Raw genomic sequence first — 8,357 nt, 5'->3', positions numbered from 1 at the left:
ACTGCCTTCTTGGCGGTGCGGGTGCGGCGGGGCTTGGCCTCGGTGGTTTCGGCGGTGTCGAGGGCGGCTTCGGGGGTGGTTTCGGCCGTCTTCTTGACCGCGCGGGTGCGGCGGGGCTTGGCGGGTGCCTCGGTGTCCGCGGCCTGGGTGGCGGTCTCGGTGACTGCCTTCTTGGCGGTGCGGGTGCGGCGGGGCTTGGCCTCGGTGGTTTCGGCGGTGTCGAGGGCGGCTTCGGGGGTGGTTTCGGCCGTCTTCTTCACCGCGCGGGTGCGGCGGGGCTTGGCGGGTGCCTCGACGGTGTCGACGACCTCGACCGGCTCCACGACGGGGGCCGTCTCGACGACGGTCTCGGCCGTCTCGACCGCGGCCGCAGGCTTGGCAGCGCGCGTACGGCGACGGCGCGGCTTGGCCTCCACGGTCTCGACCGCTTCCACGGCCTCGACCGTCTCCACGGCCGCAGCGGCCTCGACGACCTCGACCGGCGACGTGGCCTCGACGGCCGACGCCGCATCCACGGTCTCGACACTCGCCGTGTCCACCACGCCCGGTGCACTGCGACGGGTCCGGCGACGGCGGCGCAGCGTGCGCGGACCGGCAGCCTCGGTGGCCTCCTCGGCGCTCTCGGACGCGGGCCCCGTGGCCGGCGCGGCCTCGGGGTCGACCGCGGCGCCGCCGCGCGTCCGCCGGCGCTGGCGCGGCGTACGCGTACGGGCCGGACGCTCCTCGGCGTCCCGGCCGCCGCGTCCCCGGCCGCCCGAGCGGCCGCCGCGGCCGCCGGGCTCGCCGAGGTCCTCGATCTCCTCCGCGTCCAGGCCGGCGCGGGTGCGCTCGGCACGGGGCAGCACGCCCTTGGTGCCGGCCGGGATGTTCAGCTCCTCGAAGAGGTGCCGGGACGTGGAGTACGTCTCGACGGGGTCGGCGAAGTCCAGGTCCAGCGCCTTGTTGATCAGCTGCCAGCGCGGGATGTCGTCCCAGTCGACCAGCGTGATCGCCGTACCGGACGCGCCCGCCCGGCCGGTGCGGCCGATGCGGTGCAGGTAGGTCTTCTCGTCCTCGGGCGACTGGTAGTTGATGACGTGCGTCACACCCTCGACGTCGATACCGCGGGCGGCGACGTCGGTGCAGACCAGGACGTCGACCTTGCCGTTGCGGAACGCGCGCAGCGCCTGCTCGCGCGCACCCTGCCCGAGGTCGCCGTGCACCGCGCCGGACGCGAAACCGCGCCGCTGGAGCTGCTCGGCGATGTCCGCGGCCGTGCGCTTCGTACGGCAGAAGATCATCACGAGTCCGCGGCCCTCGGCCTGCAGTATGCGCGCGACCATCTCCGGCTTGTCCATCGAGTGCGCGCGGTAGACGTGCTGCGCGATGTTCGCGTGGGTCGCGCCCTCGTCGTCCGGGGAGGTCGCGCGGATGTGCGTGGGCTGCGACATGTAGCGCCGGGCCAGGCCGATGACCGCACCGGGCATGGTCGCCGAGAACAGCATGGTCTGCCGCTTGGCCGGCAGCAGCTGGATGATCTTCTCGACGTCGGGCAGGAAGCCCAGGTCGAGCATTTCGTCGGCTTCGTCGAGCACGAGGGCCTTGACGTGCGACAGGTCCAGCTTCTTCTGGCCCGCGAGGTCCAGCAGCCGGCCGGGTGTGCCGACGACGACGTCGACGCCGAGCTTGAGGGCCTCGACCTGCGGCTCGTAGGCGCGGCCGCCGTAGATGGCGAGCACCCGCACGTTGCGGACCTTGCCGGCGGTCAGCAGGTCGTTGGTGACCTGGGTGCACAGCTCACGCGTGGGGACGACGACCAGCGCCTGCGGGGTGTCCGTCAGCTGCTCGGGGGCGGCGCGGCCGGCCTCGACGTCGACGGGGACGACCACGCGCTCCAGCAGCGGCAGGCCGAAGCCCAGCGTCTTGCCGGTGCCGGTCTTCGCCTGGCCGATCACATCGGTGCCGGCCAGCGCGACGGGGAGAGTCATCTCCTGGATGGGGAAGGGAGTCGTGATGCCGACGGCATCCAGGGCCTCGGCGGTCTCGGGGAGGATCCCGAGGTCTCGGAACGTAGTCAGGGCACTGCCTCTTCTGTGAAATGCGGTGCGAGGCGAACGCGGGGGGTCTCATCACGCCGGACTCGTCCGGCCGCGTGTGGGCGGCGCGGGGTGGCGCGGGACCACTGCCGTCGCTCGAGCGCTCGTACCGCTGAGGGCCCCTCATCCACGGAACGCATGTGTCACGTACCGCGCGGAGGGCGGGCGGGTCGGAGCCGATCGTGGCACCGACCGGGCATCCTCATTCAGACGGCCCGTCGATATTCGGCGGGCGCCTTACCACCATACCGTGGAATCGCGCATGTGTGTCGGGCCGATTTGTGGAAACCATGGGACGGCAGTGGCTGACCAGGGCCTTCCCCCTGGTGGCGGGCGGGCTATTGTGCGCTCCATGGAGACGCCTGACAACGCCAACACAGCCGAAGAACCGACCGGGATCGCCGCCCAGGACTGGGCGACCGCATCCGCCGAGCCCCAGTACCGCGCAGCGGTCGTGGACCTGCTGGGTGCCCTCGCGTACGGGGAGCTGGCGGCCTTCGAGCGGCTCGCCGAGGACGCGAAGCTCGCGCCGACGCTCGCCGACAAGGCGGAACTGGCGAAGATGGCCTCCGCCGAGTTCGGCCACTTCGAGCGGCTGCGGGACCGGCTCAGCGCGATCGACCAGGACCCGACTACGGCCATGGAGCCGTTCGCCGCCGCGCTGGACGAGTTCCACCGCCAGACCGCCCCCTCCGACTGGCTGGAGGGCCTGGTCAAGGCATACGTGGGCGACTCGATCGCCAGTGACTTCTACCGCGAGGTCGCCGAGCGCCTCGACTCCGACACCCGCTCGCTCGTGCTCGCGGTGCTCGACGACACGGGTCACGGCAACTTCGCCGTGGAGAAGGTCCGGGCCGCCATCGAGGCGGACCCCCGCGTGGGCGGCCGGCTCGCGCTGTGGGCACGGCGTCTGATGGGCGAGGCGCTGTCCCAGGCCCAGCGCGTGGTCGCGGAGCGCGACGCGCTCTCCACGATGCTGGTGGGCGGCGTCGCGGCCGGATTCGACCTCGCCGAGGTCGGCAAGATGTTCTCCCGGATCACCGAGGCCCACACCAAGCGCATGGCCGCCCTCGGGCTCGCTGCCTGACGACCCGCTGCCCGGCCGTACGGCCCGGCCCGTACGGATCCCAGTCGTACGGGCGACCGTCGTACGGCCCGGGCCGCGCGGCTCCCGCCGGGCCGCCGAACCGGCGGGCTTGGGCTCACACCTGCCAGGAGGCGGGTGATCGGCGCAGACGGCCGGTGGGGCGGAGCAACAGGGAGAGCAGCACCGCGCCGACCAGCACGGCACCGACCAGAACGGCCACCAGATGGCCCGGTCCGAGGGCCGAGTGCGTGAGGAACGCCCCGAAGAGCGTGCCGAGCGATCCCGCGCCGAGCGCCGCACGCCGAGAGGGCAGGCGGTCCGGATACCTGCGTGCCGCGGCCCAGCCGAGGACGAGTCCGAGCAGTACGGAGCCGAGAGCTTCCAGGATCACTGAGACTCACCTCGCGGGGTCGGTCCTGCGGGGTTGCGCCGTCTCGGATCATGCCCGCGACCTGCGCAAACGGTTCATTGCCCGTCCTACCCCCGGGCTGTCGGGCGCAACCCTCCCGGCGGACGCGGACACGCGAACGGCCCGGTGGTCCGAGGGGACCACCGGGCCGTTCGCGACATCCGGACTACAGCGCGCCGAAACCGACCCGGCGGGCGGCCGGCTCGCCGATCTCCACGTACGCGATCCGGTCGGCAGGCACCAGGATCTTCCGGCCCTTGTCGTCCGAGAGGCTCAGCAGCTGCGCCTTGCCGGCGAGCGCGTCGGCCACGGCGCGCTCCACATCCTCGGCGGACTGCCCGCTCTCCAGAACGATCTCCCGGGGTGCGTGCAGCACGCCGATCTTGACCTCCACGGCTATGTCCCTCCGAACGGTCCGTCTCGCGCGGCTGGCCGCGCCGTACCAGCACACATTAGCCCGGAGAGGGGACCCGTAGGCGTCGGCGCAGCACGCCCGCAGCGAACAGCCCCGGAGACGGGGCTCCGGGGCTGTTCATGCGAGGCGTACGGGCCGGTCCGCGGCCGGTACCCACCGGGTCGGCCGCGACGGCGGCGTCGCGCCGCGCCGGACGTGCCCCGGAAACGCGTCAGGGCTGCTGTTCCGCGCCGTGCAGCGGGAAGCCGGCGATACCCCGCCAGGCCAGCGAGGTGAGCAGCTGCACCGCCGTCTCCCGCGGAATGCCCGACCCGCTCGACAGCCAGTAGCGGGCCACCACCTGGGAGACACCGCCGAGGCCGACCGCCAGAAGCATGGACTCGTCCTTCGACAGTCCGGTGTCCTCGGCGATCACCTCGCTGATCGCCTCCGCGCACTGCAGCGACACCCGCTCCACCCGCTCGCGGACGGCCGGCTCGTTCGTCAGGTCGGACTCGAAGACCAGGCGGAACGCGCCGCCCTCGTCCTCCACATACGCGAAGTACGCGTCCATGGTCGCCGCGACCCGTTGCTTGTTGTCGTTCGTCGACTCCAGCGCGCCGCGGACCGCCTGGAGGAGGGCCTCGCAGTGCTGGTCGAGCAGGGCCAGGTAGAGCTCCAGCTTGCCCGGGAAGTGCTGGTACAGGACCGGCTTGCTGACCCCGGCGCGCTCGGCGATGTCGTCCATCGCCGCCGAGTGGTACCCCTGGGCGACGAAGACTTCCTGCGCCGCGCCCAGCAACTGGTTCCTTCGGGCTCGGCGTGGCAGACGCGTGCCCCTCGGGCGCGCCGCCTCTGTCTGCTCGATGGCTGTCACGCCGCCTCCCACGATCGTCTGATCAAGCACAGTTCCGTTGCCCTGTGCCGCGCCCGCCATCGTACTTTTGGGTAACCCGGTCGTGGGCCGTGCGGACGCAGAATTTCACGGACCGGACGGCTGCGGTAGCCGGAAAGCCGGTGATATGACGACAAGACCGGCATACGGCGAGTGATCCGCAGCTCAGCGGTAGTCCTCTTCGTCTATGGCGACCACCCGCCTCTGCTCCACGGCGTCGGCCTCGTTGGCCTTGGTCCGGTCGACACCGGTCAACGGGTCGTCGTGGTCCTGCTGCACCGCCGTGTGCTGCTCGGCCGCGTCGGCCTCGGGCGCTTCTTCGGTAAGTGCTTCGAGTTCCCGCTCGTCCTCCTCGGCGAACGTCTCGGGGTCGGTCGGATCGACGGACATGGCACGCCTCATTTCGGGCGGGGGCACTCGTTACCTACGAGCCTAGAAGGGTCGGGTACCCCGCGCCATGCGATCTGTGACGGCGAACACACGGGTTCCGGCGTGATCGTCTCGTAACATCAGTCGCATGTCTTCGACCGAGCTGCCGGACACCCTTGCCGGGACGCTCCCGGTCCCGCCGGGCAGCGGCGTCCGGGTCGCCGAGGGTGAGGAGCTGCGCAGCGTGACGCTGCCCGGGCTGACGCTCACCGTGCGTTCCCGGCCCGCCTCGCGCCCCGGGCTGCCGCCCGCCGTGTACGTGCACGGGCTCGGCGGCTCGTCGCAGAACTGGTCGGCGATGATGCCGTTCCTGCAGGACGCCGTGGACGGCGAGGCCCTCGATCTGCCGGGCTTCGGCGACTCGCCGCCGCCCGACGACGGCAACTACTCGGTCACCGGACACGCGCGGGCCGTCATCCGACATCTCGACGCGCACAGCCGCGGCCCCGTCCATCTGGTCGGCAACTCGCTCGGCGGCGCCGTCTCCACCCGGGTCGCCGCCGTGCGGCCCGACCTGGTGCGGACCCTCACCCTCGTCTCGCCCGCCCTGCCAGAGCTGCGGGCCCAGCGATCGGCCTGGCCGACCGCCATGCTCGCGATGCCGGGCGTGGCGTCCCTGTTCGCCCGGCTCACCCGTGACTGGACCGCCGAGCAGCGGGTCCGCGGGGTGCTGGCGCTCTGTTACGGAGACCCGTCGAAGGTCGGCGAGGAAGCGTTTCGGCACGCCGTCGAGGAGATGGAGCGCCGACTGCGCCTTCCTTATTTCTGGGACGCGATGTCCCGGTCCGCGCGTGGCGTCGTCGACGCGTACACCCTGGGCGGACAGCACGGACTGTGGCGGCAGGCCGAGCGGGTGCTCGCGCCGACCCTTCTCGTCTACGGCGGACGCGACCAGCTCGTCTCGTACCGGATGGCCCGCAAGGCGGCGGCGACGTTCCGCGACGCGCGCCTGCTGACGCTGCCCGAGGCAGGACACGTGGCGATGATGGAGTACCCGGAGGTCGTCGCCGAGGCGATCCGGGAGTTCGTCGACGAGCGCGGCAGGGGCTGACCCGGCCGTGGGACGTCACAGCCGCCCGAAGGGCAGCGCCGCGAAGGCGCAGGCAGAACAGAACGGCACGCAGCAGGGCGGCGGCCCCGACACGGGGCCGATGCCGCGGTTCCAGGACGGTGGGCCGAGTACGGGTCCTGTGCCGCGGGTGCAGGGGATGCCGGGTCGTGGTGCGGACACCGGGCCGCTGCCGCGTTTCCGGGACGGTGGGCCGAGTACGGGTCCTGTGCCGCGGGTGCAGGGTGCGCCCGGTGGTGGCCCGGGCACGGGGCCGACGCCGCGGTTCCAGGACGGTGGGCCGAGTACGGGCCCTATGCCGCGGTTCCAGGACGGTGGCCCGAGCACGGGCCCGATGCCCCGGGTGCAGGGCGCGCCAGGGCAGGGCGCCGCACAGGGGCGCGGCCGCGGGCAAGGTCCGCAGCACGGTGGGACGTACGAGGAGCACTACGCGGCCGGCACGCCGGCGCATGGTGTGCCGCAGGTGCGCGGCGGTCACCCCGACCATCGGGAACCGGGCGGCGGCTGGGACGGTGACGTCGGGTACGGCACCTGGCACGGGATCCCGCAAGGCGCCACGCCCCGCCACCCGGACCAGCAGCACCGGCAGGCGGCCGCCCACGCCGCGGCCGCGCCGACGTCGCCGATACCACCTCCGCGGCGCGAGTACGTAGAGGCCTTCGACGATTCCGGGACCTCCGGCAGCACGGGCCCCCTCGGCAACGGCAGCGGTTCCGCGACGGCCGGCACGGCTTCCTCCGCCGAGGAGGCCCCGGACACGCTGCGTCCGTCCGGGAGGAAGGCCGGCAGGACCGGGAAGGCCGCTCCGGCCGGAAAACCGTCCAAGGGCCGGGCCTTCACGGGGATCGCCGCGGCCGCCGTCACCACCGTGCTCGCGGTGGTCGTGGCGAGCCAGGCCGCCGATCCCGGCAGGGACGACGTCGCCGGCAAACCGTCGGGCGCCGACGCCCGGGAGACGGCGGACGGCTCCGCGTCGCGTTCGGACGAGCGGCCGACCCCGTCCGCGTCCACGCCCGCCGCGAAGCCGACGGCCGTGCCCGCGACCTTCGAGCAGCTGATGGCGCGCCAGTACCCGATCGCCGCGGACCTCCGGGGCCCCGGCGACTTCGAGGTGGTTCCCGGTTTCGACAAGGCACCCGGCAAGGGGCGGAAGTACCGCTACCGCGTGGACGTCGAGAAGGGGCTCGGGCTGGACGCCGCGTTGTTCGCGGAGGCCGTGCAGCGCACCCTGAACGACGACCGCAGCTGGGCGCACAACGGCGCCATGACCTTCGAACGGATCTCTTCGGGCGAGCCGGACTTCGTGATAACGCTGGCCAGCCCCGGAACCACCGCGGACTGGTGCGCCAAGTCGGACCTCGACACCGCCCAGGAGAACGTGTCGTGCGACTCGGCCAACACCGAGCGCATCATGATCAATGCGTTCCGGTGGGCCCAGGGCGCCGAGACGTTCGGGCCGAAGGCGATGACCGAGTACCGGCAGATGCTCATCAACCACGAGGTCGGGCACCGTCTCGGTCACGACCACGTCAGCTGCACCACCCCCGGTGCGCTCGCGCCGGTGATGCAGCAGCAGACCAAGACCCTGGAGATCGACGGGGTCAAGTGTCGTCCCAATCCCTGGATGTATCCCGGGAGTTGACGGGCGCGGGGCCGGGCGTGCCGTCACCCGCACCCGGTCGCGATGACCGTGATGCGGGACGGTCGCTCCGGACGCCGCGGGCGGCCCAGGGGTCGACGGAGGGTCCCGTGCCCACCGCCGTGCGACCGCGGTGCCCGAACCGCTGAACAGGCGCCCCCTCGTCATGACGGAAAGTAGTCGTACTGGACCGTAGCGCGACGGAACGCCACCGGTACGCGAAAGTTACGACTGTTCACCCCTTCCGGTGGGGGGGGGGGGGGGGGGGGGGGGGGGGGGGAGGAGAGGGGGGGGGGGGGGGGGGGGGTGTGGGGGGGGGGGGGGGGGGGAGACGAAGAAACAAAAACCACGTGGGGTTTT

General features: G+C 72.5%; 8 protein-coding genes. 3 read left to right on the top strand and 5 right to left on the bottom strand.

What is annotated here, in order from left to right:
- A partial coding sequence (locus ACZ4Z5_RS01850) for a DEAD/DEAH box helicase (RefSeq protein ID WP_468255118.1) occupies positions 1-1,967 on the bottom strand: 1,967 nt, incomplete at its 3' end.
- Between the two features lie 460 nt (positions 1,968-2,427).
- On the opposite strand from ACZ4Z5_RS01850, the gene ACZ4Z5_RS01845 reads away from it, so the two are divergent.
- The gene (locus ACZ4Z5_RS01845; protein WP_468255115.1) at positions 2,428-3,162 is read left to right on the top strand and encodes a ferritin-like fold-containing protein; all 735 of its coding nucleotides are present in this window, start codon (positions 2,428-2,430) and stop codon (positions 3,160-3,162) included.
- Positions 3,163-3,277: 115 nt separating this feature from the next.
- Here the strand turns inward: ACZ4Z5_RS01845 and ACZ4Z5_RS01840 are convergent, their stop codons facing one another.
- The 4 genes from ACZ4Z5_RS01840 to ACZ4Z5_RS01825 all read right to left on the bottom strand — a co-directional run bounded on the left by ACZ4Z5_RS01840 (position 3,278) and on the right by ACZ4Z5_RS01825 (position 5,250).
- Positions 3,278-3,553: a hypothetical protein gene (locus tag ACZ4Z5_RS01840; protein ID WP_468255112.1), complete on the bottom strand. Its 276-nt coding sequence runs from the start codon at positions 3,551-3,553 to the stop codon at positions 3,278-3,280.
- Positions 3,554-3,737: 184 nt separating this feature from the next.
- Positions 3,738-3,965 (bottom strand): DUF3107 domain-containing protein, encoded by a 228-nt coding sequence (locus ACZ4Z5_RS01835; protein ID WP_468255109.1) that lies wholly within the window; start codon positions 3,963-3,965, stop codon positions 3,738-3,740.
- 232 nt (positions 3,966-4,197) lie between these two features.
- Positions 4,198-4,842 carry a TetR/AcrR family transcriptional regulator gene (locus ACZ4Z5_RS01830; RefSeq protein WP_468255106.1) on the bottom strand — a complete coding sequence of 215 codons (645 nt, stop codon included), beginning with the start codon at positions 4,840-4,842 and terminating at the stop codon, positions 4,198-4,200.
- 183 nt (positions 4,843-5,025) lie between these two features.
- A complete protein-coding gene (locus ACZ4Z5_RS01825; protein WP_468255103.1) occupies positions 5,026-5,250 on the bottom strand; it encodes a hypothetical protein in 225 nt (74 codons plus the stop codon).
- Between the two features lie 127 nt (positions 5,251-5,377).
- Here ACZ4Z5_RS01825 and ACZ4Z5_RS01820 point away from each other — a divergent pair, with 127 nt between their 5' ends.
- On the top strand, positions 5,378-6,340 hold the full coding sequence (locus ACZ4Z5_RS01820; protein ID WP_468255100.1) for an alpha/beta fold hydrolase: 963 nt from the start codon (positions 5,378-5,380) through the stop codon (positions 6,338-6,340).
- A gap of 313 nt (positions 6,341-6,653) precedes the next feature.
- Positions 6,654-8,000: a DUF3152 domain-containing protein gene (locus ACZ4Z5_RS01815; protein ID WP_468255096.1), complete on the top strand. Its 1,347-nt coding sequence runs from the start codon at positions 6,654-6,656 to the stop codon at positions 7,998-8,000.
- The last annotated feature ends 357 nt before the right edge of the window (positions 8,001-8,357 follow it).

The sequence above is a fragment of the Streptomyces sp. NPDC030222 genome (assembly GCF_055573115.1).
Note: the sequence above shows the minus strand (reverse complement) of the source record. Positions and strands in the feature narration are given on the sequence as shown.

Coding starts and splice junctions, on each gene's coding strand:
- ACZ4Z5_RS01845 (WP_468255115.1), top strand. CDS start 2,428: ATGGAGACGCCTGACAACGCCAACACAGCCGAAGAACCGACCGGGATC.
- ACZ4Z5_RS01825 (WP_468255103.1), bottom strand. CDS start 5,250: ATGTCCGTCGATCCGACCGACCCCGAGACGTTCGCCGAGGAGGACGAG.
- ACZ4Z5_RS01820 (WP_468255100.1), top strand. CDS start 5,378: ATGTCTTCGACCGAGCTGCCGGACACCCTTGCCGGGACGCTCCCGGTC.
- ACZ4Z5_RS01815 (WP_468255096.1), top strand. CDS start 6,654: ATGCCGCGGTTCCAGGACGGTGGCCCGAGCACGGGCCCGATGCCCCGG.